This window comes from Halovivax cerinus, assembly GCF_024498195.1.
GTDB classification, from domain to species: domain Archaea; phylum Halobacteriota; class Halobacteria; order Halobacteriales; family Natrialbaceae; genus Halovivax; species Halovivax cerinus.
Genome location: NZ_CP101824.1, coordinates 2162983 through 2184831 on the forward strand (window position 1 = coordinate 2162983; position 21849 = coordinate 2184831).

22 protein-coding genes and 1 tRNA gene are annotated in these 21849 nt (G+C 67.3%); 10 read left to right on the top strand and 13 right to left on the bottom strand.

Going from position 1 to position 21849, the window contains the following annotated elements; translation table 11 throughout:
• Positions 1–182 precede the first annotated feature (182 nt).
• Positions 183–1418, bottom strand: a complete 1236-nt coding sequence (locus NO366_RS10045) for an NAD(P)/FAD-dependent oxidoreductase (RefSeq protein WP_256530659.1) — start codon at positions 1416–1418, stop codon at positions 183–185.
• 231 nt (positions 1419–1649) lie between these two features.
• On the opposite strand from NO366_RS10045, the gene NO366_RS10050 reads away from it, so the two are divergent.
• Positions 1650–2306 carry a DUF6149 family protein gene (locus NO366_RS10050; RefSeq protein WP_256530660.1) on the top strand — a complete coding sequence of 219 codons (657 nt, stop codon included), beginning with the start codon at positions 1650–1652 and terminating at the stop codon, positions 2304–2306.
• A gap of 115 nt (positions 2307–2421) precedes the next feature.
• Here the strand turns inward: NO366_RS10050 and NO366_RS10055 are convergent, their stop codons facing one another.
• Positions 2422–2658 carry a DUF7123 family protein gene (locus NO366_RS10055; RefSeq protein ID WP_256530661.1) on the bottom strand — a complete coding sequence of 79 codons (237 nt, stop codon included), beginning with the start codon at positions 2656–2658 and terminating at the stop codon, positions 2422–2424.
• Positions 2659–3134: 476 nt separating this feature from the next.
• Between NO366_RS10055 and NO366_RS10060 the strand changes: the two genes are divergently transcribed.
• From NO366_RS10060 to NO366_RS10070, 3 genes are all read left to right on the top strand, one after another.
• Positions 3135–4115 carry a transcription initiation factor IIB gene (locus tag NO366_RS10060; protein WP_256530662.1) on the top strand — a complete coding sequence of 327 codons (981 nt, stop codon included), beginning with the start codon at positions 3135–3137 and terminating at the stop codon, positions 4113–4115.
• A gap of 75 nt (positions 4116–4190) precedes the next feature.
• On the top strand, positions 4191–4883 hold the full coding sequence (locus tag NO366_RS10065; protein WP_256530663.1) for a type I 3-dehydroquinate dehydratase: 693 nt from the start codon (positions 4191–4193) through the stop codon (positions 4881–4883).
• A 47-nt stretch (positions 4884–4930) separates the two neighbouring features.
• Positions 4931–5377 (top strand): zinc ribbon domain-containing protein, encoded by a 447-nt coding sequence (locus NO366_RS10070; RefSeq protein ID WP_256530664.1) that lies wholly within the window; start codon positions 4931–4933, stop codon positions 5375–5377.
• A gap of 74 nt (positions 5378–5451) precedes the next feature.
• On the opposite strand, the gene NO366_RS10075 is transcribed toward NO366_RS10070, so the two are convergent.
• Positions 5452–6627: a 3-dehydroquinate synthase II gene (locus tag NO366_RS10075; RefSeq protein WP_256530665.1), complete on the bottom strand. Its 1176-nt coding sequence runs from the start codon at positions 6625–6627 to the stop codon at positions 5452–5454.
• A 149-nt stretch (positions 6628–6776) separates the two neighbouring features.
• Between NO366_RS10075 and NO366_RS10080 the strand changes: the two genes are divergently transcribed.
• Positions 6777–7472 carry an HAD family hydrolase gene (locus tag NO366_RS10080; RefSeq protein ID WP_256530666.1) on the top strand — a complete coding sequence of 232 codons (696 nt, stop codon included), beginning with the start codon at positions 6777–6779 and terminating at the stop codon, positions 7470–7472.
• On the opposite strand, the gene NO366_RS10085 is transcribed toward NO366_RS10080, so the two are convergent.
• A complete protein-coding gene (locus tag NO366_RS10085; RefSeq protein ID WP_256530667.1) occupies positions 7430–8038 on the bottom strand; it encodes a Rossmann-fold NAD(P)-binding domain-containing protein in 609 nt (202 codons plus the stop codon). The two genes, NO366_RS10080 and NO366_RS10085, sit on opposite strands and share 43 nt — an antisense overlap.
• Positions 8039–8193: 155 nt before the next feature.
• Complete coding sequence (locus tag NO366_RS10090) at positions 8194–8754, bottom strand: SprT-like domain-containing protein (RefSeq protein ID WP_256530668.1); 561 nt, start codon at positions 8752–8754, stop codon at positions 8194–8196.
• Positions 8755–8890: 136 nt separating this feature from the next.
• Here NO366_RS10090 and NO366_RS10095 point away from each other — a divergent pair, with 136 nt between their 5' ends.
• On the top strand, positions 8891–9901 hold the full coding sequence (locus NO366_RS10095; protein ID WP_256530669.1) for a phosphorylase family protein: 1011 nt from the start codon (positions 8891–8893) through the stop codon (positions 9899–9901).
• 194 nt (positions 9902–10095) lie between these two features.
• Here the strand turns inward: NO366_RS10095 and NO366_RS10100 are convergent, their stop codons facing one another.
• The 4 genes from NO366_RS10100 to trpC are packed head-to-tail and all read right to left on the bottom strand — an operon-like array spanning position 10096 to position 14082.
• A complete protein-coding gene (locus tag NO366_RS10100; RefSeq protein ID WP_256530670.1) occupies positions 10096–10890 on the bottom strand; it encodes a 2-amino-3,7-dideoxy-D-threo-hept-6-ulosonate synthase in 795 nt (264 codons plus the stop codon).
• Positions 10891–10916: 26 nt separating this feature from the next.
• Positions 10917–11777 (bottom strand): tryptophan synthase subunit alpha, encoded by an 861-nt coding sequence (trpA, locus tag NO366_RS10105; RefSeq protein ID WP_256530671.1) that lies wholly within the window; start codon positions 11775–11777, stop codon positions 10917–10919.
• Positions 11774–13168: a tryptophan synthase subunit beta gene (gene trpB, locus NO366_RS10110; protein ID WP_256534020.1), complete on the bottom strand. Its 1395-nt coding sequence runs from the start codon at positions 13166–13168 to the stop codon at positions 11774–11776. The genes trpA and trpB overlap by 4 nt, the downstream gene beginning before the upstream one ends.
• 29 nt (positions 13169–13197) lie before the next feature.
• On the bottom strand, positions 13198–14082 hold the full coding sequence (trpC, locus tag NO366_RS10115) for an indole-3-glycerol phosphate synthase (RefSeq protein ID WP_256530672.1): 885 nt from the start codon (positions 14080–14082) through the stop codon (positions 13198–13200).
• Between the two features lie 156 nt (positions 14083–14238).
• Here trpC and NO366_RS10120 point away from each other — a divergent pair, with 156 nt between their 5' ends.
• On the top strand, positions 14239–14700 hold the full coding sequence (locus NO366_RS10120) for an MGMT family protein (RefSeq protein ID WP_256530673.1): 462 nt from the start codon (positions 14239–14241) through the stop codon (positions 14698–14700).
• 98 nt (positions 14701–14798) lie between these two features.
• Here NO366_RS10120 and NO366_RS10125 read toward each other — a convergent pair whose 3' ends face one another.
• The 3 genes from NO366_RS10125 to lonB all read right to left on the bottom strand — a co-directional run bounded on the left by NO366_RS10125 (position 14799) and on the right by lonB (position 18729).
• Positions 14799–15161 carry a hypothetical protein gene (locus NO366_RS10125; protein WP_256530674.1) on the bottom strand — a complete coding sequence of 121 codons (363 nt, stop codon included), beginning with the start codon at positions 15159–15161 and terminating at the stop codon, positions 14799–14801.
• A gap of 84 nt (positions 15162–15245) precedes the next feature.
• The gene (locus NO366_RS10130; RefSeq protein ID WP_256530675.1) at positions 15246–16313 is read right to left on the bottom strand and encodes a CPBP family intramembrane glutamic endopeptidase; all 1068 of its coding nucleotides are present in this window, start codon (positions 16311–16313) and stop codon (positions 15246–15248) included.
• A 4-nt stretch (positions 16314–16317) separates the two neighbouring features.
• Entirely contained in the window at positions 16318–18729 is a 2412-nt protein-coding gene (gene lonB / locus NO366_RS10135) for an ATP-dependent protease LonB (protein WP_256530676.1), read from the bottom strand.
• A gap of 165 nt (positions 18730–18894) precedes the next feature.
• Between lonB and NO366_RS10140 the strand changes: the two genes are divergently transcribed.
• The gene (locus NO366_RS10140; protein ID WP_256530677.1) at positions 18895–19416 is read left to right on the top strand and encodes a nicotinamide-nucleotide adenylyltransferase; all 522 of its coding nucleotides are present in this window, start codon (positions 18895–18897) and stop codon (positions 19414–19416) included.
• 220 nt (positions 19417–19636) lie between these two features.
• On the opposite strand, the gene NO366_RS10145 is transcribed toward NO366_RS10140, so the two are convergent.
• Positions 19637–19721: transfer RNA gene (locus NO366_RS10145), tRNA-Leu, on the bottom strand.
• Positions 19722–19840: 119 nt separating this feature from the next.
• Between NO366_RS10145 and NO366_RS10150 the strand changes: the two genes are divergently transcribed.
• Together NO366_RS10150 and NO366_RS10155 are read left to right on the top strand one after the other, a co-directional pair.
• Entirely contained in the window at positions 19841–20353 is a 513-nt protein-coding gene (locus NO366_RS10150; RefSeq protein ID WP_256530678.1) for a helix-turn-helix domain-containing protein, read from the top strand.
• Between the two features lie 147 nt (positions 20354–20500).
• Entirely contained in the window at positions 20501–21730 is a 1230-nt protein-coding gene (locus NO366_RS10155) for an alanine--tRNA ligase-related protein (RefSeq protein ID WP_256530679.1), read from the top strand.
• Positions 21731–21849 lie beyond the last annotated feature (119 nt).

The window sequence follows — 21849 nt, forward strand, 5'->3', positions numbered from 1 at the left end:
TCGATACGCGAGACGGCGGTCTAGCCGAGGTGATGTCTGGTCCCGACGTACCTCCGCGGTCCGTCGTCCGTGTCGGTCGGACCCGTGACTCGCCGTTCCGTACTCTCGTCCGTGCCGGTCCCGACTGGCCGGCCATGACTCCGCGGCCTGTACTCCCCCGCCCGGCTCGTGACCGCGCGTACTCAGTCCTGTGTGGGTGCCAGTTCGTCGAGGTCGATCTGCTCGTCGAGCAGTCGCTCCGTCTGTCCGCTCAGGTCCCGTTGATCGCGCATGAGCTGTTTCAGTGGGCGCTGCTGTGAGAGGTCGCCGATGAGGACGCCCCCGACGACGCGGCCGTCTTGCAGGGCGACGCGGCGCCACTCGGTGTCGCCGTAGCGCTTCTCGACGTGGTCGTCGCCGATCGTCGGATGGCCGAACGAGAGGAAGGGAAAGTCGAAGTGCGTGATCGAGTACGACGAGACCCACTCGAAGCCCTCGGCTTCCTCGTCGGCGGCCATATTGACCGCGGCGACGCGTCCCTGCTCTTTCGCCGAGCCCCAGGAGCCGTTCTGGGCCTCCTGGCCGATGAGCGTGTCGTAGAATCGGGTGAGGTCGCCGGCCGCGTAGACGTCGTCGACGCCGGTTCGCATGAACTCGTCGACGGCGATACCGCCGTCGCGGTCGATGCCCGTCCCGCGGAGGAACTCGGTGTTGAAGGTCAGGCCGATCGCCACGCCGGCGAACTCGCAGGGGTAGCGTTCGTCGTTCGGATCGACGGCGGCCGTGACGTGCCCGGCGTCGTTCACCTCGAAGTGGTCGACGCCACTGTCGAAGACGGGCTCGACGCCCATCTCGCGCAGGCCGTCGTGGATGATCTCGGCGCCGTCGCCCGAGAGCGCGTAGCGCCACCACCGGTCGCCGCGCATCAGGTACTTGCCGTCGACGTCCTGCGAGCCCATGACGGCCGCGAAGTCGATGCCGAGCAGGCCGGCCCCGACGGCGACGCCCCGGTCGGCCGCCTCCGCGGCCTCCTTGATCCCCCGGGCGTCCTGGAACGTCCAGAAGTGGTAGACGCCGTCGGCGTCGGAGTTCGGGACTGGCAGCTGCGTCGGTGTGCCGCCGGTCGCGACGAGCAGTTTGTCGTACGAAATATCCTCGCCCTCGTGCGTGTGGATCGTCTTCGCGTCGACGTCGACCGCCGTCACGTGGGTGTTGAGCGACAGGTCGACGTCCCGTTCGTCGTACCAGGACTCGTCGTGGATCGAGATCGGTGCCTCGGGGAGTTTCCCCTTGGCGTGTTCTTTGATCAGGATCCGGTTGTACAGGGGTTCCCCTTCGTCGGTGATGACCGTGATCGAGGAGTCCGGATCCTCCTCGCGAAGGGTTTCGGCGGCGGAACTGCCCGCGATTCCGTCGCCGATAATGACGTACTCGCTCATGCACGCAGGTTCGAAAGCCGGGTTAAAGTGGGTTGCTATCTCGGTATGGGACCGACACGCCCGCGGGCTGGCGGAATCGTGTGTAAAGCAGCATCGGTGCGAACGGAACGGGGAACCGTACTATCAGTACCGTACTTGTCGGTTCTCCGACGTCACGAGATGGTCGAACGTGATCGTCGTCGGCCGTCCCCGGTCGAACCGCTGATGGGCTTGGCGGTCGAACGGCCCACCGTGAAACTTCGTCAGACCGCCCGTCACGTCGCCTCACGGAAGGCGCTCGAAACGCCAGTCGTCCGCGACGTCGCCCGCCGTGGCCTCGTTCGGCTACACACCCGCGTATTCCTCGGCACGGCAGACCCGAATCACGCCGAGGAGCGCCACGCACACCTCGACGCGCTGTTCGACGTCACTGTCGACACCTATCTGGAGGCTCTCCGTGCCGGTTACGACGAGGCCGCAGCGCGCGAGATCACCCATCTGCAGGCGAACTTCGACTTCTACAATCACGGCTGGACGGAGATGATGGAGATACCCGTCGACGAACTGGACGCGCACTTCGACCGGTACGCGGACTTCTTCGACGCCTGGGGAATCACGATCGCCGATCCGCTGGGTGAGTTCGCGACGGGTCCACTCCCGGACGCGCCGTCGACGCCTGGGCGACTCGACGATCCCGACCACCCACACGCCGAGGCGGGCTTCGCGGACGACGTCTACGTCGAAGATCCAGACGGTGAGCTGCTCGTCGGGGGTCGGACACTGGACGAGTCGGTGCCAGTGACGGACGCCGTCGGCGTCGGCGACGAAGCACTGAGGAGTGTCGAATCCGTGGACGAGGATCGGTCTGCGGACGAACGGAATCAGTCTGTGGACGAACAGGGGGAGTAACGCCCGCGCCGACACGATCGACGCGGCGTCCGGTATCCCCTCGATCGAAGTCGTACCGATTCGTTCGAACCCATCACGCTGGGTCGGACGACCGGGACCTCGCCGTCACACCGTTTCAGTCCAGGTCTACCTTCCAGGTCGTGCTGGACGAGTAGCCCCACTTCTCGATCTCGACGTCGTAATCGCCGTTCTGGAGGCTCGTGATGTTCGAACCGACCTCTTTCGCCGTCATCCCGAGCTCCTTGCCGATTAGCCGCGACTTGAAGTACGTCTTCGTGCCGGCGTGCTCGCGGAGGTACTCGAGGATCTGGTACTGCTTCGTCGAGAGGTCGGGTGCCATCGCTGTGCTCATACTACGACCACCGACGACCACACCCTTGAGGGGTTTGGTACGGACGGTTAATCCGTCGCAGTCTTGCGGTTTTCGGCTATCGGTAGCGAGTTATTACCGACCGGGAAGGCCCCCTTGGTACGGCGAGGTAATCGATCAGTACTCGTGACCGTCTCGTCGGGTGTCACCGAACGGGTTCCGATCCAGTTCGCCGGCGCGCCGTTGTGGACGCCGGACGGCCGCAACCGGGCCTCTCGACGACGGGACGGAGCGACCGACCCTGGCTTTTGATTCACCGTTGTCCCGACCGAACGCTTCGGACAGTTGAACTTATATAAATATTTTGGTTCGAGTTCGTCGTTCGGGCGAAAATATGCGTATCCGGGCCGTTCGTATCCTGATACCGAAATACTTAAGCGTCGCGTATTTGAACAGGGATAGCAACGACTCTGGCCGCGCGCACCACTGTTCACCCGGTCAGCGCACACACATCTCGCATGACGAACGCCTCCCAGACCACCCGAGTACGACGTAACGAGGAACGAACGACCGAACGAGAGGACGAATCGAGTCACGACCGTGTCACCTGCCCCGAGTGCAGCGGCCAGCTCGTCGCGGACGACGAGCACGGAGAGACCGTCTGTGCCGACTGCGGTCTGGTCGTCGCCGAGGACTCCGTCGACCGCGGCCCGGAGTGGCGCGCATTCGACGCCAGTGAGAAGAACGAGAAATCCCGCGTCGGTGCCCCGACCACCAACACGATGCACGACAAGGGGCTTTCGACCAACATCGACTGGCGCAACAAGGACGCGTACGGAAACTCGCTGGGTTCGCGCCAGCGAGAGAAGATGCAGCGTCTGCGCAAGTGGAACGAGCGCTTCCGGACGCGCGACTCGAAGGAACGGAATCTCAAACAGGCCCTCGGCGAGATCGACCGTATGGCGAGTGCGGTCGGTCTGCCGACGAACGTCCGCGAGACGGCGTCTGTCATCTACCGTCGTGCCCTGGAGGAGGACCTCCTGCCGGGGCGTTCGATCGAGGGCGTCTCGACGGCCTGCGTCTACGCCGCCGCGCGCCAGGCCGGCGTTCCCCGCTCGCTCGACGAGATCGCCGACGTCAGCCGCGTCGAGAAGAACGAGATCGCCCGCACCTACCGCTACGTGGTCCGTGAACTCGGTCTCGAAGTACAGCCGGCCGACCCCGAGAGCTACGTCCCGCGCTTTGCCTCCGGGCTCGACCTCTCCGACGAGTCGGAACACCGCGCGCGCTCGCTCCTGAAGAACGCGAAGGAGAAGGGCGTCCACTCCGGAAAGTCGCCGGTCGGGCTCGCCGCGGCCGCCGTCTACGCCGCCGCCCTACTCACCAACGAGAAGACCACCCAGGCGGCCGTCAGCGAAGTCGCCGACATCTCCGAGGTCACGATCCGCAATCGCTACCACGAACTCCTCGAAGCCGAGGACTCGATCGGCCTCGCGTAAGGGTCGGATTCCGAATTCTCACACACGGCCGTCAGAACCGAACGATCGCTCCCACCCAGCTCGTATCCGTCCGACATGAACTTCGAGTCGCTCGTCCTCGCGGTCTCGACGGCGTCGCTCGACGACGAGCCGGCGGCTCGGGCACACGCGGACGCGATCGAGTTTCGGCTCGACCGGGCCGACGAGCCACTCGCCGAGCTCGACGCGTACGATGGCTCGCTCCCGATTCTGGCGACGAATCGGGCGGCCTGGGAAGGCGGCGCGGCGACGTCGAACGAGACCGCACGAATCGAGACGCTCGCGGCCGCGACGGCTCGCGAGGCGGTCCACGCGGTGGACGTCGAACTGGCCGCGATCAGGGCCGGTGACGCGGACCGCGTCCTCGACGCCGCCCGCGACCGCGACGTCGCGGTCGTCGTATCGATCCACGACTTTCGGGGAACGCCACGGAGACGGACGCTCGAAGCGCTCCTGGCCGAGGCGAGTCGACACGGCGACGTCGCCAAACTCGCCGTGACGGCGACCGATCGCACGGACACGCTCACACTCCTCGAGGCGACCCACGACGCGACGACCGCGGGCCGTACGGTCGCCACGATGGCCATGGGATCGATCGGCTCGCATACCCGCGTCGTGGCGCCAATCTACGGCTCGCACATTGCGTACGCACCGCTCGATCCGGACGCCCGGACGGCGCCGGGCCAGCTCGATCTGGCGACCCTTTCGAACGCGCTCGACGCCGTCGGGCTCGACCGGTCCCGCCGGTAAAAACGAGGGAATTAACCGCGCCGAGATTCAAGCTGTGGTACCTGTCGATGTCCTGGATACGTGCCGTGGTCGCTGCGGGCCTCTCGCTGTTCGTTCCCGGAGCCGGGCACGTCCTCGTCCGTGACTGGGGCCGCGCGCTGCTATTCGGGACGCTGTTCGTCACCTCAATCGTTCTCCTCTTCCCGGTCGAGGAACTGTGGGCCATCGCCTCCGCGGACGCGGCGACCGCGACCTCGATGAGTGAGACGACGGCCGAGATGATGGAGACCATGGAGGACGGCACGGACGCCATCGATCGATTCACTCTGACGTTTCTCTCGCTGTTCGCGGCGGTCCACGCCGGTACGCAGGCGCTCGGGATGACCGACGCCCCAGGCGACGGCGACGACGTCGCCGCCTGTCCGCACTGCGGCAAACCGCTCGACGAAGACCTGACGTTCTGTCACTGGTGTACGACGCGACTGGAGGAGGCGGGCGAGGCGACGTCGAACTGACGCTCTCCGTCCCGACCCGCAGGGACGCCGGCGATGGGTGGTGAGAACGGACTGATGGACCGAGCCTGCGACGATTACTTTTCGATGATCTGTTCGTCCACGGCCTCGCCGAAGTGACGTGCGGTGTCCTCGTAGTAGAGTCCGATCTCGTCGCCCGCTTCCAGCTCGGTGACCGGCGTCCGCCCGTCGGGCGTCGCGACGGCCACCGTCTCCGCGTTCTGCAGGAGCGTTTCCACGGAGTCGTCCTCGACGTCGACGGCGAGTCGGAACATCGGTCGCTGTTCGATCTTTACCCGGCCGACGACGGCTTCACGGGTGTGACCGTCGCGGTCGACGACCTGTACCTCGTCGCCGCTCCGGAGTTCGGAGAGGTACTTCGTTCCGCCATCCGTCGTCCTGACGTAGGCGTGGACGGCGCCGGCGTTCACCCGGAACGGACGGGCGGCGACGTAGGGCGAGTCGGCGGTCTCGGCGTGGACGAACACCAGACCGCGGGCCATCGAGCCGACGAGCATTCCCTCGTCGTCGTCGAGCAGGCGACCGGTGTCGACGCAGACGCGGTCCGCCGAGCCGGTCTGCTCTATCGAGGTGACCGTCCCCCACGTGAGGTCGAGTTGTTCCCGCTCGCCGGCGTCGCGAACCTCGACCGCCTTCCTGATCTCGTCGGGGTCGTCGGTGTCGACGAGCACCGCGTCGGCGCCGAGCTCCAGCGTCTCGAACGCGGTTCGGGCCTCCTCCGCACTCGTCACGCCGGCGACGAGCTCGGTCTCCTCGCCGATACGAGCGATCAGATTCTCGAGCGGGATGATGGTCCAGTCCTCCCCGATCACGATCGTGTACGCCGCGTCGGTTGCCGCCGCTTCGGCGAACTCCTCGTACTCCTCGCCTGCGATGGTGACGTATGCACCACCCGGTACCTCGCCGTCGCGTCGGAGCGTCGAGAGGTCCGCCGACCCTGCGTAGTCGGTCGGCAGCGAGATGGTTCCGTCGCCCTCGCCGTCTTTGCCGACGACGGAGACGTCGGGCCGTGCGTCCGTCTCCTCGGCTTCCGCGTCGTCGATCAGCGAGACGTCGCCGTCGGTTCGGAAGGCGGCGACGCGGATGTCGCCGAGTTCGCGGACGCGCTCGACGTCGGATTCGTCGACTAAGACCCAGTCAGCACCGGCTTCGAGGGCGGCCGTGATCCGATCGCGACGGGCCTCCCACTCGCCGACGCTGTCGTCGGCTTTCACCCAGACTTCGCGTGTCATGTCTCGACGCTCGGGCGGGACCGGCTTGAACGTGGCGGATAGCGTGATCGTCTCCGAATGGCCTCCGGGACCGGCCCCACGCCTGACGCGGTCTTCGTCACCAGTTCTCACGCAACCGTTAGATATCGGGCAGCCGTTCGTTCTCGCAGATGTCGGCCTACGACGCCGTGTGCTTCGACCTCGATCGGACGCTGTGCGTCTCGACGCAGGACCCCACCGCCCTCCTCGAGACCGCGTTCGACCGGACCGGCCGCGAACCGTTCTGCTCACACGCCGACCTGCAGGCACTCCTCCCGCGCGTACAGCCAGCGTTCACCGATCGAACGTTCCACGAGAACCTCTTCTCGCTCGCCGCGTCCGAAGCAGGCCACGACGACGCCGTCGCCGCCGCGCTGACCGACGCCTATCTCGATGCGTACGACCCGAGCGCGGTTCGCTTTCGCGACGGGGCCGCTCGAATACTCGACCGGGCGCGCGCCGCGACCGACGCTGTGGGATTGATCACGAACGGCAGCCGACCGACGCAGGTTCCGAAACTCGAAACTCTCGGGATCGAGGACGCGTTCGACGTCTCCGTCTTCGTCGACCCTGACGACGGCGTCCCGCCGAAACCCGATCCCGTCCCGTTCGAGCGCGCGCTCACCTCGCTCGGCGCGACGCCGGAGCGCACGATCCACGTCGGCGACGCGCCCTACGCGGACGTCGCCGGCGCGAACGCGGTCGGGATGGATTCGGCCTGGCTGGCCGCGGGCCACGACGTCGGTGCCGGTGATCCCACCGCTGATTCACAGCACGAACCGACCTACGAACTCTCCTCGCTTTCTGCCCTCTCGGCGCTGCTCTGAGACGGCTCGTCCACACCGGACCGCACCGTCGGTTCGACCGCGGGCACCCGATCGCGGTGGACGACGATTCGGTTGTCCGGTCGCTCCGTCGCCCCCTTGATCCGAACCACCAGTGACGCGACCCGCTCGAAGGTATCCGGGAGGGTGAACGAATCGTCTGCGTTCGCGTCGCGTTCGCGACACGTGGCCACGAACGCAGCCAGTTCGCCCGCCATTCCGACCGGCAGGTAGACTACGTCCGGATCGTCCGTCAGCAACTCCTCCCACGTCTCAGCGACGGCTGCGGCGACGCGGCGCGGTCGTCGGATCCGGTCGACGACGGCGTCGGGGTCGGCCACCTCGTCGTCGAGGGCCGCCGAGACCGCCGTGGTTAGCGTCTCTTCGTGGCCTGTGGCCGTCTCGTCCGCGCGCACGAGGTCGGCCAGCGCGTCGCGCTCGGCGGCCGACACGGCGATCGCGAAGGCGATCGTGTGGCTCGCCGGCGAGACTGTGTAGGTGACGTCGGCCTCGACGTCGTCGAACCGCGCCGTGTTCCCCTCTCCGCGCAATCGCTCCAGCAGTCCCATACACCTCGTTCTCCCGGCACCGAATAAAGTCCCCCGTCTCGACTCGACGCGCTCGGGTTCGTCGTGTGGTCACGCTCGCCCGTTCGCGTTCGAACGTGCCCGTCCGTCGCGATCGGTCGTGACGGCTCCGCCGTCCGATCGCGCTCGGACCGCGGCTACCAGTCGTCGCCCAGGGCCGCCCGCGCATCGTCGTACTCGTTCGTGGTCGTCCAGGTGCGGCCGCTCTCGACGTGTTCGACGACGAGCGAGCCCCCGCAGTCGCCGCAGTGGTAGCGATCCGGCGACGTGACTGGTTTCGACGCCCGATGCCGTCGCAGGGTCCAGTCACAGTCTGACTGCCGGCAACGGAGTCGATACCGCGGTTTCGTGAAGGATTCGCAGTGGACGGAGACGTCGAACTCGTCCGCGCGCTCGCGAAACCGCGGGCCGTGGTCCGACTCGCCGAAGCGCTGAAACTCCCAGGCGTGGATCAGTTCGTGGCGGACGACCGCCTCGAACGCGTCGCGCTCGAACGTCTCGTAGGCCCGCCGCGAGATGACGATCGTCGCCGTCTCCTCGTCTGCGTTCCACCGGCACGCGCCGGCGCGACGCTTGGCACGCGGCGAGACCGCCCAGTCGACCGCGTCTATGTCGACGCCGATCTCGTCGGCGACCGACCGGGCGTGGACGCGAGCGTGGGCGAGGATCTCCTCGTTCGTCGGGGCGATCCGCGACACGTGTTTCGGTCCGAAGCGTCCGACCGTGATCGTTTCGATCTCGGGGCACGTTGTGTATCCTAGGTAACAAGACTGTCCGATGTCGTGCGCTCGACCGGCACTCTTTCGGGTATCGGTGGCATCGTCACGGGCACTGATGACGCCCGATGGTCCGACGGTCGGCCGGTCGTCGCTCGATCTCCCGACGCCAGAACCGCTCGACCCGAACGCGTCGATCCGACCAGCGGTCGTCGTCCTCCCGGCTGTCGCGTTCGACCCGCCCTTCGACGAGCGAGCGCCGTGGTTGGAGCGCCTCTCGATCGAGGCGGCGTACGACATTCCCGGGACCGACGGCCCGCTGTACGTGACCAGTCCGGACGGCGGCGTCGCCGTGACGACGACCGGACTTGGAAAGGCCCCGGCAGCAACCACGGTCGCATCGCTCTGGGGGGCCGACGGGCTCGACGTCGCCGGCGCGCACTGGCTCTCCGCGGGTATCGCCGGCGCGCCGCCCGCCCGTGCGGTCCCGGGTTCCGTATTCCTCGCCGACGCGATCCTCGACTGGGACCGCAAGCACCGCTGGGACCCCGCCGAAGTTGGCGATACAACCGCCGACCGCGACTCCGGACTGCACCCTCCCGATGCCGACTCGAACGACCACGCTCCGATCGCAATCGAGCAACTCTCCTACCTCCCCGAGGCGTCACTGATCGATCTCGATCCCGACCTGGTGTCGCTCGCGGCGGCCGCCGCCGAGAACGTCGACCTAGACGAGGACGACGCTGTTCGGTCGTACCAGGACCGCTACCCGCAATCGCCGGCTCACGGGCCGCGCGTCGGCGTCGGTTCGACGGTGACGAGCGACGAGTTCTGGCACGGCAGCGCCCTCGCTCGCGAGGTCGACTCGCTCTGTCGGTCCTACGACATCGAACCCTACGTCACGACCCAGATGGAAGACGCCGCGACGGCGACCGCGCTCGCTCGCTTCGACGCCGTCGACCGGTACCTGAGCCTGCGGGCGGTGGCGAACTACGACCGGCCCGCGCCGGGCGAGACCGTCCACGACAGCTTCGAGGGTATCGACGAGTCGGTGTCGCTGGCGACGGAAAACGTGGCCCGAGTCGGTGCGGCGATCGTCGAACGACTGCGTGACGACGGTCGAAACTGACAGACGCGGGAGGCACCGTCACCCACGTCGCACTCGACGGCGAGGCCTGCTTAGCACTCGTGGGCACGGCCTGCTTAGCACTCGTGGGCACGGCCTGCTTAGCACTCGTGGGCACGGCCTGCTTAGCACTCGTGGGCACGGCCTGCTTAGCACTCGTGGGCACGGCCTGCTTAGCACTCGTCGGAACGGCCTGCTTAGCACTCGACGGCGAGGCCTGCTTTCTCCAGCGCCGTCTCGACGCGCTGGTCGTCGTGTACGACTGCGGAGACCGCTCGCGTGATGGCTTCCGGATCCTCGTGCTGGAATATCGATCGGCCCATCGAGACGCCCGCCGCCCCGCCATCTACGGCCCCCCGGACCATCTCCAGGGTCTCGCGGTCCGAGCCGCGCGACCCGCCGGCGATGAGGACGGGCAGGCGCGTCGATTCGACGACGTGTTCGAAGCTGTCGGCGTCGCCGCTGTAGCCCGTCTTGACGAGGTCGGCGCCGACCTCCTCGGCGAGTCGAACGGCGTGGCCGAGGGCGTCGGGTTCGTCGCCGTCGAGGCCGGGCCCGCGGGCGTAGGCCATCGCGAGAACGGGGATGCCGAGGCGGTCCGCGTCGGCGGTGACCTCGGCGAGCTGGGCCAGCTGGTCGGGTTCGTGGTCCGAACCGACGTTGATGTGGAAGGAGACGGCGTCGGCGCCCGCGCGGACGGCTTCCGTGACCGTCCCGGTGAGGCGTTTGTCGTTCTCGTCGGGACCGATCGTCGTCGAGGCGTTCAGGTGAACGACGTATCCCGCGTCGTTCTTGGTGGGGTGGACGCGCGGGGCGATTCCCTTCTGCGTGAGGACGGCGTCGGCGCCCCCTCGCGTCACCGCGTCGATCGTCGATTCGATGTTTTTCAGTCCGCGAACGGCACCGAGCGTGATGCCGTGGTCCATCGGTACCATCAGGTACCGATCCCCTGTCCGTAGCCGGGCCAGCCGCGCGTCGCGTCCGACGGTCATATTGAGACTGTGTAGCAACCTCTCGACTATGATCGTTCTGGTTCCGGTATTGCGTTCGCGTCGGTCCCGGCTCGCGCACCACGCTTCAGTTCGCGCGCCGTCGCTTCGAGCGCCCGCTCGGGGTCGTCGCTCGTGGCGGCCAGTTCGACCAGCGCGCTGCCGACGACGACGCCGTCGGCCCCGGCGGCGACGATCTCGCGGGCGTGTTCGGGTTCACTCACGCCGAACCCGACGGCGACCGGGACGTCCGCGCCGTCCAGTCGTTTCAGGCTCTCGTGGGTCGCCGTCGAGACGTCGGTCCGCGCGCCAGTCGTCCCCAGTCGCGCCTGAACGTACGCGAATCCGCTCGTCGTCGAGAGCAGCGTCTCCAGACGCTCGCCCTCGGTCGTCGGCGCGACGATCGCGATGAGGTCCAGTCCCGCGGCCTCGCAGGCCTCGCGTACGCCACCCGCTTCCGACGCGGGCAGGTCGGGGATGATGACGCCGTCGAGGCCGGCGTCGGCGGCCCGCTCGACGAAGGGCGCGACGTCGGTGCCCGACTCGGCCGGACCGTATTGCATCAGGAGGTTCGTGTAGGTCATCACGACCAGCGGTGCGTCCGTCTCGATGGATTCGACGAGGTCGAAGAACGAGTCTGGTGTGGTCCCGGCCTCCAGGGCGCGGGAAATCGCCGACTGGATCGTCGGCCCCTCCGCGATGGGCTCCGAGAACGGTAGGCCGAGTTCGATCACGTCCGCGCCGCCGCGGTCGAGCGCCTCCACGTAGCGCGTCGTCGAGGCGAGATCCGGATCGCCTGCGGTGAGATAGGTGATCAGCGCCGGGTGGTTCTCGCGGATCGCCGCCTCGATCGCCGAGTCGGTCTCGACGACTCGTCGGTCGTCACTCATCCGTCGAACACCTCCACGTCGGGCGCGGTCTCGATGTCGCGCCGGTCGGTTTCCTCCAGAACGGTCTCCAGATCCTTGTCGCCCCGTCCGGAGACGGTCACGACGACCAGGTCGCCGAGATCGGCGTCCCCCGTTTCGCCCGACGCGTCGCCGCCCCTGTCGGACACGTCGCCGCCTCTGCCTGACGCGTCGTCGTTCCTGTCGGACACGTCGCCGTCCTCGTCCGTCGCGTCGGCGTCCGGTCCACAGGTCTCCTCGAGGTAGGCGAGCGCGTGACTCGATTCCAGGGCGGGAATAATCCCTTCGAGCCGCGAGAGACGGTGAAACGCGGTGAGCGTCGCGTCGTCGTCGACCGTCGCGGGCGTCACCCGGTCCCGGTCGACCAGCTCGGCCAGCTCCGGCCCGACGCCGGCGTAGTCCAGGCCCGCGCTGATACTGTGTGATTCGACGACTTGCCCGTCCTCGGTCTGGAGGAGCTTGGTCAGCGCGCCGTGGAGGACGCCCTCGGTGCCGGTCGACAGCGACGCAGAGTTCGGCGCCACGCCGGACTCCTCGTCGATACCGAGGTCGGAGCCGCCGGCTTCGACGGCGTGGAGGGCGACGTCAGCGGTGGCGTCGCCTTCGGAATCTGCGTCCGCAGGCCGCTCGTCTTCAACGAACGCGGCGAACGTGCCCATCGTGTTCGAGCCACCGCCGGCGCAGGCGACGACGTCGTCCGGGAGGCGCGCGGCCTCGTCGCGGATCTGGGTGCGGATCTCCTCGCCGATGACGGCCTGGAAGTCCCGAACGAGTGCGGGGAATGGGTGCGGCCCGACGACCGATCCGACGGCGTAGTGGGTCGTCTCGACGCTGCCCGCCCAGTCACGCATCGTCTCGTTGATCGCTTCCTTCAGCGTCGCGCTGCCGGCATCGACCGGCGTCACCTCGGCGCCGCTCATCCGCATCCGGTAGACGTTGGGTCGCTGGCGGTTGACGTCGACCCGGCCCATGTAGATCTCGCAGGGCACGTCGAGGTGGGCGGCGGCCATCGCCGTCGCAGTGCCGTGCTGGCCGGCACCGGTCTCGGCGATGACGCGGTCTTTGCCCATGTACGTCGCGAGGAGGACCTGCCCGAGCGCGTTGTTAAGCTTGTGCGCACCGCCGTGGACGAGGTCTTCGCGCTTGAGATAGATATCGCGGCCGTAGCGCTCGCTCAGGGCGTCCGCGCGCTGAAGCGGTGTCGGCCGGCCGGCGAAGGTCCGCAGGTGCTCGCGCAGTTCGTCGCGAAAGCCGTCCTCGTTGTGCAGGACGTAGCGCTCGTGGGCGTCGACGAGTTCGGCCAGCGCGGGCACCAGCGCCTCGGGCACGTACTGGCCACCGTACGGTCCGAACCGGCCCGCTGTGTCGGCCATCGTCTCGCGTCCACCGATCGAGGAGTCACTCACGCGGCATCCACCCCCTGTTCGCTGGTCGAACGAGCCTTCGGGTCGGCGTCGGTCCGACCGTCTTCTGGCCGTCCGGCCTCGACCAGCCGTCGCGTGTTCGCCTCCACGTCGCCGTCCATTATCGCGCTCCCAACGAGCAAGGCGTCTGCACCCGCCCCTCGCAGTCGGCGCACGTCGTCCGGCGTCGACACACCACTCTCGGCGACGAGCGTGACGTCCGCGAGTCGATCCGTGAGATTGTCGGCCGCGGCGAGCCCGTTCGCCGTCCCACCGTCCCCGGTCGACCCGACGACGTGCTCGAACGTCGAGAGGTCGACCTCGAGGGCGGCCAGATCGCGATTGTTGATACCGACGAATCGCGCGCCGGCGTCGAGCGCCGCGCGTAGTTCCTCGCGGGTGTGTACTTCCACCAGCACCTGGAAGCCTCGATCCCGGGCGGCGGTGACCAGTCCGGGGAGGTCATCGACGAACCGAGCGATCACCAGGACGAGGTCGGCGGCGACGACGTCGAGATGCTCCTCGCGGAGAATGAAGTCCTTCCTGAGGACCGGGACGTCGACAGCCTGGCGGACGCGTTCGAGGGCCTCCGGCGACCCCCCGAAGTGATCCGGTTCCGTCAGTACCGAGAGCGCGGTTGCGCCGCCCGCTATCATCGCCCGGGCCAGCTCGACGGGATCGTCGGTTCGTCTCCCGTCGGTCGTCGGACTCGTCGGTTTGATCTCGGCGACGATCGGGACCCGGCCGTCGGATTCGGCGTCCCGTATCGCCTGGGGGAGTGACCGCGGCGACACGGCGAGGGGTGTTCCATCCGGCTGCGATCGGTCTCTCGCCGCCGTCAGGATCGACCGAACTGGCGCGGCGAGTTCGTTACAAGTCATCATCGTACACCAATGTACTGATTTATACATAAGGCTTGCGCGTCTCGCCGCGGTCCGGGGACCGACGACGAACTGGAGACCAGGCTGACCGACGATGAACTCGTGGCCGACGACCGACGGGACCGAATCTTCAAGGGGGTCGCTCACCTCCGACCCGACATGGAAGACGCTGGGATCTACGCGCGTGAGGTTCCCTTTCTCGACGGCTACGTGCAGGTCGGAATCGCGAGCGGTCGCGTGCTCTCCGTCTCGTTTCCGGCCCAGCCGGACGCGGATGCCACGTCGGACCATCCCGTTCTCGATCGGATCGTCGAGTACCTCGACGGCGTCTCGGACGTCTCGTTCGACGACGTCACCGTGGCGCTGACCGTGCCGACCGACCAGCGTTCCGTGCTCGAGCAGGTTCGGACGATCCCCTACGGCGAGAGCATCGACGTCGCCGGTCTCGCCGCGATGACGCCAGACGTCGACCCGGACGACGAGGACGATCTGATCCTCGTTCGAACGGCGCTCGAGGCGAATCCGGCGCCACTTCTCATCCCCGACCACCGCGTCCGCGACGGACCGAGCGCTGCCCCGCCGTCCGTCGAGCAACGACTCAGGTCGCTCGAAGGTCTCTAGTCGACGGGCGCACACCGCCACGCACCGCGTCTCTCTCTCTCTCTCTCTCTCTCTCTCTTCGTCACGATCACGTCCACATCACGTGCCGGCCGCGTGTCCTAGCCGGCGATCCAGACGGCGTAGACGTACGCGAGGAGCCCACCGAAGACGAGCAGCGACGCCACCTGGCTCGCGACGGTGATCACGACCCCGGCCAGCAACCCGGCAACCCAGACGAGTTCCGCCAGTCCGCCGAGTGCGAGCCCAGCACCACCGATCAGCAGGATGGTCTCTCCCTCGCTGGCCTCGGTGATCACTACCACGCCGATTCCAGCGGCGATGAACCCGAAGAGCGCCGCACTCGCCAGTCCGAGGAGCGACGATTCGAGGGCGATGGAGCCGATCCAGGTCGCGAAGTATGCGACGACACCGACGAGGAGCACTCGCTGCGTCCACGCGGGCGCGGTCCGAAGCTGATTCATGGGCACACGTTCGCCCGCAGCGCATTAGTAGCGCCGATACTCGGGGGAGCCCGTCACCACTCCGCGGACCGGCGCTCACTCCGGCTATCGATCGAGACCGAAGCCCTCGTGAACGGCGAACTCGAACGCGTTCAGCAGGTAGTGGGCGGTGACGACGGCCACCAGACTCTCCGAGAGGACGAACAGGCCCGCCAGCGCGAATCCGATCACGCCCGTGACGACGATCCCGGCCCTCCCCTGGATTCCGTGACCGATCGCGAACAGCACCGAGGAGCCGATCGCCAGGAGCCACGGTGAGATACCGAAGCCGGTCGCGAACGCTCCGATCAGGACGCCGCGGAAGAGCAGCTCCTCGAAGATCGCGATCACGGGTAACACGACGCCGAACAGGAGGAACCAGTCGCGACGGCGGGCCGGCGCGAGGCTCTCGCGGAGCCACTCGTCGTGGTCGACGCCGAGCCGTCGGATGAGGCGGCTCCCACCTTCGCTCGCAGCGTAGAGACCGAGACCGGCGCCGAGTCCGAGACCGAGGTCCGGTACGATCGCGTCGTGCGAGAGCGCAATTCCAAGCGCGTCTGCGGGTACGCCGGTCAGCACGATGGCGCCAGCCACGAGCGCCAGAAAGAGCCCCTGCGTGGCCAGCGCGTTCAGCAACAGTCCGCGACTCGTGATCGGAACGCCGCGGGCGCGAGCGACGATCCGGTCCGGCGACGACTGCGTCGCCGACGTCGCTCGATCGGTCCACTCCCCGGCTGACGAACGCACTGTCGCGCCGGAGCGGACGCCGTCGCGCACCTCCGCGGCGGTCGTCTCGACTGCCGGGGAGTCGGCGCTCGACCCACCGTCGGTGTCGTGGTCGCCGGACCTGCCTCGTTCGCCGTCGCGATCTGCCGGCTCGATGTTCGCAGCCTGATCCACCCACGCCGCTCCGTCTTCGTGGTCGGACCGGTCGTCTCCATCGTCGCGTCCCGTCCACGCTTCTCCGTCGTCGCGCCCCACCATCGCTCGTGAGTCGACCGCGGTCGATAGAGTCGTCTCGTCGGATCGAGTCGACTCGATGGGCGTGATCGACCGCTGCGTCAGAAGGGAGAGCCAGACCATCACTGTGGTCAGCAGGGTGACGATCACCGCGAACGCCACCCACCGGACCATCGCGTTACTGGGGGCTCGGGTTCGAGCTACCGGTTCCGCTCACCTGGCTGTCGAACGCCGTGTTGGTGATCGACTTCAGCCGGTCGAGTAGCGAATCCTTCTCGGGTTCGCCCATCAGTGCGACGTCTAGGACCTCGCTGATGTTCGAGACGGGGATGATGTCGACCATCTCCTCGTACTCGTCCTCGATCATGACGTCCTGCTCGTTGGCCTTCGGGATGATGACCGTCTTGATGCCGGACTTCGCGGCGGCCTCGATCTTGTGCGTCACGCCGCCGACGGGCAGTACGTCGCCCCGAACCGACAGCGAACCGGTCATCGCGACCGACTGGTCGACCGGGACGTCCTCGAGCGCGGAGATGACGGCGGTCGCGACCGTGATCGAGGCCGAGTCGCCGTCGACACCTTGCTGTCCGGCCTGGACGAACTGGATGTGGACGTCCGTGCCGGCCAACGAAGAGTCGGGATAGTCGCTCGCCCCGTAGCGATCTTCCTCCCAGCCGGGGACGCCCGTCGAGAGGTCCTCGTCGGAGAACTTCTTGATGATCGCGGAGACGTTCTGGACGGACTCCTGGGCCATCTCCTTCAGCTGGCCGGTCGCGATGACCCGGCCGGGCCCCTGTGCGGGCGTCACTTCGGCCATGACGGGGAGCATGATGCCCGAGTCCTCGCCCATGACTGCGAGGCCGTTGACGCGGCCCTCGACGCCGCCCTCGTTGACCTGCAGTTCGTAGTCCTTGCGCCGATCGATGTAGTCGTCGGCGAGTTGCTGTTCGATCGAGCGCGAGCGCTTCTTCGCCTGGAGGACGTCCTCGCGCGTCGTGTACTCGCGATCCTCCGCGCGGGCGATGTCGCCGGCGACGCGGACCAGTCCACCGAGGTTACGGAACAGCAGCGTGAGGTGATCCTTGCGGCCAGCGCGACGGCGGGCCTCCAGCATGAGTTCCTCGACCGCCTCGCGGTCGAAGTGGGGCAGGCGCCCGTCGCGTTCGACTTCCTGGGCGATGAAGCGGACGTACTTCCGGCGCATCTCGGGCGTGTCCTCGATGGTGTCGTCCATGTACACCTCGTAGCCGTAGCCCTTGATCCGCGAGCGCAGCGCGGGGTGCATGTTCTCCATCGCGTCCAGGTTCCCCGCCGCGATCATGATGAAGTCCGTCGGGACGGGCTCGGTCTGGACCATCGCGCCCGAGGAACGCTCGGACTGGCCGGTGATCGAGAACTCACCCTCCTGGATGGCCGTCATCAGCTTCTGCTGGGTGCGGATATCGAGCGTGTTCATCTCGTCGACGAACAGCACGCCTTTGTTGGCCTTGTGGATGGACCCAGGTTCCACGCGGTCGTGACTCGGGGTCTCCATGCCGCCGGACTGGAACGGGTCGTGGCGGACGTCGCCCAGCAGCGCACCGGCGTGGGCACCCGTCGCGTCCTCGAACGGCGCGACGCGCTGCTCGCCGTTGTTGACGATCATGTTGGGCACCATGGCGTCCATCCCGCGGGAGGTGTAGCGGAAGAACAGCCAGATGACCACCGCGGCGATGACGCCGAGGAGGAGGGGCCCGGTGATGAACGCGTACACCACCACGATGGCGATGATGACCCACATCAGGATCGAACGCATCTGCTTTCGCTTGCGGGCTTCCTCCTTGTGGGCGTCGATGATCTGCTCGCCCTTGCCCGCCGGGACCGTCCGGACCTTCGGCTCGTTGCCGTCGTCCGGGTTGTGGTAGACCAGGATGTCCTGGAGGTCTTCCTGCGGGAGGAGCTGGCTCATCGCCTTCGCGAGCATCGACTTGCCGGTACCAGGCGAGCCGATCATCATCACGTGGCGGCGCTGCTTGGCCGCCTTGATGATGATGTCGCGCGCCTCGTCCTGGCCGATCACCTGATCGACCAGCCGGTCTGGAACCTCGATCTCGTCGGTCGAGTCGATCCGGAGGCCGCCGAGTAAGTTGTCCTCCTCGTCCTCGTCGATCTCGAGATCGGCGTCGACGGTGACCTCGCTTCCGAGATCGTCGATCGTCTCGACGGTCTCCGGTTCGTCGTCGTACTCGCCGTAGACGCCCTCGCCCGTCGCTGGGTCGTCGTCGGCGGTCCCGTCGCCCGGAGTAGGCTCGTCTTCGAGTTCGCGCCAGATGTCGTCCGGGACGTCGTCCGGATCGGGGTCGGTATCGCCGGACTCGTCCGTAGGCGCGTCCGAGTCGTCCGACGTCTCGTCGGTTTCGTCCGACGACGGCGTCGACTCCTCTGTCGCGTCGGCGTCCGCTTCGGCATCGGCCGACGCCGTCACCGGTACGTCGTCCGACGGCGCGAGGACGTCGCGAGGTGGCTGCTCGTCGGCGGCCTCCTCTGTCTCCGTCTCGGACGCGTCGGTCCCCTCGTCCGGGGGATCGGTGTCGTTCGTGTCGTTACTCATAAGGGGCTGGTTGCTACCTCTACCGAAGGGACTCGCACTGATATACTTTCTCCCTCTCCTTCTGCCGTATTCGGGCGTGTACAGGCCTGAAGGACGTGTTTGCGCACTTCCCGACTGGCGCCGCCTCTCGTCACCCTTAAGCGCCGGGCTCTCGACGCATGCGGTATGACGCGGGGTATCTACATCGGGCGCTTCCAGCCGTTCCACGACGGCCACTACAGCGTCGTCGAACGGATCGCCGACGAGGTCGACGAACTCGTCCTCGGTATCGGGAGTGCCGACGCCTCGCACTCGACGCGGAATCCGTTCACCGCGGGCGAGCGTATCATGATGATCACCAAGAGTCTCGCCGCACTGGATCTCGTCACCTACGCCGTTCCGATCGAGGACCTGGATCGCAACGCCGTCTGGGTGAGCCACGTCGAGAGCATGAGCCCGCACTTCGACGTCGCCTACGCCAACAACCCGCTCGTCATCCAGCTCTTCCGCGAGGCCGGGGTCGAGGTTCGTCAGTCCCCGATGTACAATCGCCACGTCCTCGAGGGGAGCGAGGTGCGCGAGCGAATGATCGACGACGGCGACTGGGAGTCGCTCGTTCCCGGTGCCGTCGTCGAGGTCGTCGCTGAGATCGGCGGCATCGAGCGCCTCCAGATGGTCAGCGACACGGACGCGAACGGCGAGGCGTAGCCGCGTCTCGTCGCGTTCGCTTCGTGACGACGTTCGCAGTCGCGTTGCGACTGCTCACCGGCGGACCCAGACGGGACAGCGCCCTCAACAGCATTGATTCCTCTCCGACAGTGATCTGCTGTAGGAAATGTGCGTGGGTGCAGTCCCAAGGGACTCCACCTGCATCGACGCTCGACGGCTGTGCCGTCTCGCGTTTCGTCGCCTTCGGCGACGCGTGCGATGCGTGGGACCGGATTTGAACCGGCGGACCCCTACGGGACAGCGCCCTCAACGCTGCGCCGTTGGCCTAGCTTGGCTACCCACGCTCGCGTGCTGTTGCGGCGTTACTTCCTACCCGTGGGTCGATATAAAAGCGTGTTCTTTTTCGCCCGCCGCAGGTGGACCGAGGCGGTCCATTGAAATGCTGCTGGTGCGAAGCACTCCCATGGCTAAGTACTCGACCGGCTCCTCGACGGCCGGAGGCGGGACGAACTGCGAGCTCTGTGGCGCCGAGAGCAACTCGCTGACGCGCCAGACAGTCGCGGGTGCGGAGCTGGAGGTCTGTTCGAACTGCGCCTCGCACGGCGACGAGTCGCGCTCGTCGACGTCGTCGAGCGGTGGCGGCGGTCGCGACCGGGACGAGACCAGCCGCAAGAAGAAAGCGGCCCAGAACGTCGCGAAGGCGAACCCCGTCTGGGATGGCGATTCGGAACACTGGGAGCGCGAGGGAACGAACTACGACGACGACCCGCTGCCCTACCTCGTTTCGGACTACGGTGACGTCCTCGAATCCGCCCGACAGGACGCCGGACAAACGCGCGAGGAACTCGCCGACGACCTCGGCGTTCCCGAGTCGGACCTGCTCGCGATCGAGCAGGGTCGAGCGACCCAGGCCGGTGTCGGCGGCGGCTTGATCGAAGCGCTCGAAGACCGGCTCGACGTCCAGCTCGCCGAGTGAGGTCGCCGGTCGGCGCGGGTGAACCCGCTCGTCGGTAGCATCACCGGGGTCGGAATTTTCGAGACCGTAACTGTTGGGGCCGAACGGACCGGATTCGACGGGAATCGGCGAGCAGATTTTTAAGCGATCCGGACGGAGTGGTGTGCGATGAGCGGGCAACGGGCAGCCGCCGAACCGTACGCGACGCGATTCGAGACCGAAGTGACGGCCGTCGACGGCCGTCGCGTCTGGCTCGACTCGACGCACTTCTTCGCCGAGAGCGGTGGCCAGCCTGCGGACCGTGGCACGATCGGCGACGTGTCGGTCGTCGACGTGCGGATCGAGGACGGCGAGCACGTCCACGTCCTGGAGGCGGAACCCCGATTTAGCGCCGGGAAACGGGTGCTGTGTTCGATCGACTGGGACGCGCGGATGTACTGCATGCGCGCGCACACGGCGGGCCACGTTCTCTTCGGAGCGGCTCGCCGCGTGTTCGACGACGTGACGTACGCCGGCCTCGAGATCGGGGACAGTCGCGTCCGGCTCGACGTCGACACCGACGACCGCGTCGACGACGACGCGCTGGTGGCGCTCGACGAACTCGTGAATCGAGCGGTCTGGGAGTCCCGGCCCGTCTCGTGGGATTCGATGCCCGTCGCCGACGCCCGAGAGACGGACGAGATCGTCCTGTCGTCGGACACCGAGGAGACGGCGTTCGAAAAGGGACGTGTCCGCGTCGTCACCATCGGCGACGCCGACGGCGGCGGAGCCAACACGATCAACGCCTCCCGCGACGTCTGGGACGTGGCCGCCTGCGGCGGGACGCACGTTCGAAACACGCGGGAGATCGGTCCCGTGACCGTCCTCGGAAAGGTGGTGCCGAAGCCCGGCCGGGTCGGCGTGGAACTCGCGGTCGGTCCGCGCGCGATCGAGCGCCGCGAGACCGAAAAGCGCGTCACGTTCGCAGCGAGCCGCCAGCTCGGCGTCCCGCTTGGCGAGGCGACGGGCGAACTGTCGCGACTCGAATCCGAGCGCGAGGAACTCGCCGACTCGGTCGGCACGCTCCAGCGTGAACTGGTCAAGACCCGGATCGAGAGCGCGGAACCGTTCCGCCGCAACGGCCGTACCTGGGTCGCGACGACGGCGGGCGTCGTGGACGCGGACGATGCGGGCGACGTCGCACACGAAGTCGCCGGCACGGTCGCGGACGTCGTGGTGATCGCCGGCGAGTCCGACTCGCCGTTCGCCGTCGTGGCCGCTGGCGACGACGCCGACGCCGAGGCGATTCTCCGGGAGCTGACCGAGGAGTTCGGCGGCGGAGGCGGTGGCTCTGACGACCTCGCCTGGGGCGGCGACTTCGACGTCGATCCGGACGACGTCGTCACCGGACTGGAGTGAGTCGAAACACCGGACCGAGGCAGAGGGATCGAACTAGGTAGAACTGTAGTAGCCTATTTTAGAACAACCACGACTATATTTTTATACCTTGTTGGAAATCGTTTGTAAGATCCATGTCT

Bases quoted from the DNA above. Each gene is read 5' to 3' on its own strand.
- trpA (WP_256530671.1), bottom strand. From the start codon at position 11,777: ATGAGTGACGACCGACGAGTCGTCGAGACCGACTCGGCGATCGAGGCG.
- NO366_RS10065 (WP_256530663.1), top strand. From the start codon at position 4,191: ATGAACTTCGAGTCGCTCGTCCTCGCGGTCTCGACGGCGTCGCTCGAC.
- NO366_RS10130 (WP_256530675.1), bottom strand. From the start codon at position 16,313: ATGGTCCGGTGGGTGGCGTTCGCGGTGATCGTCACCCTGCTGACCACA.
- NO366_RS10125 (WP_256530674.1), bottom strand. From the start codon at position 15,161: ATGAATCAGCTTCGGACCGCGCCCGCGTGGACGCAGCGAGTGCTCCTC.
- NO366_RS10060 (WP_256530662.1), top strand. From the start codon at position 3,135: ATGACGAACGCCTCCCAGACCACCCGAGTACGACGTAACGAGGAACGA.
- trpB (WP_256534020.1), bottom strand. From the start codon at position 13,168: ATGGCCGACACAGCGGGCCGGTTCGGACCGTACGGTGGCCAGTACGTG.
- NO366_RS10155 (WP_256530679.1), top strand. From the start codon at position 20,501: ATGAGCGGGCAACGGGCAGCCGCCGAACCGTACGCGACGCGATTCGAG.
- NO366_RS10120 (WP_256530673.1), top strand. From the start codon at position 14,239: ATGGAAGACGCTGGGATCTACGCGCGTGAGGTTCCCTTTCTCGACGGC.
- NO366_RS10100 (WP_256530670.1), bottom strand. From the start codon at position 10,890: ATGACCGTCGGACGCGACGCGCGGCTGGCCCGGCTACGGACAGGGGAT.
- NO366_RS10075 (WP_256530665.1), bottom strand. From the start codon at position 6,627: ATGACACGCGAAGTCTGGGTGAAAGCCGACGACAGCGTCGGCGAGTGG.
- trpC (WP_256530672.1), bottom strand. From the start codon at position 14,082: ATGATGACTTGTAACGAACTCGCCGCGCCAGTTCGGTCGATCCTGACG.
- NO366_RS10140 (WP_256530677.1), top strand. From the start codon at position 18,895: ATGACGCGGGGTATCTACATCGGGCGCTTCCAGCCGTTCCACGACGGC.
- NO366_RS10085 (WP_256530667.1), bottom strand. From the start codon at position 8,038: ATGGGACTGCTGGAGCGATTGCGCGGAGAGGGGAACACGGCGCGGTTC.
- NO366_RS10045 (WP_256530659.1), bottom strand. From the start codon at position 1,418: ATGAGCGAGTACGTCATTATCGGCGACGGAATCGCGGGCAGTTCCGCC.
- NO366_RS10095 (WP_256530669.1), top strand. From the start codon at position 8,891: ATGACGCCCGATGGTCCGACGGTCGGCCGGTCGTCGCTCGATCTCCCG.
- NO366_RS10080 (WP_256530666.1), top strand. From the start codon at position 6,777: ATGTCGGCCTACGACGCCGTGTGCTTCGACCTCGATCGGACGCTGTGC.
- NO366_RS10070 (WP_256530664.1), top strand. From the start codon at position 4,931: ATGTCCTGGATACGTGCCGTGGTCGCTGCGGGCCTCTCGCTGTTCGTT.
- NO366_RS10055 (WP_256530661.1), bottom strand. From the start codon at position 2,658: ATGAGCACAGCGATGGCACCCGACCTCTCGACGAAGCAGTACCAGATC.
- NO366_RS10150 (WP_256530678.1), top strand. From the start codon at position 19,841: ATGGCTAAGTACTCGACCGGCTCCTCGACGGCCGGAGGCGGGACGAAC.
- lonB (WP_256530676.1), bottom strand. From the start codon at position 18,729: ATGAGTAACGACACGAACGACACCGATCCCCCGGACGAGGGGACCGAC.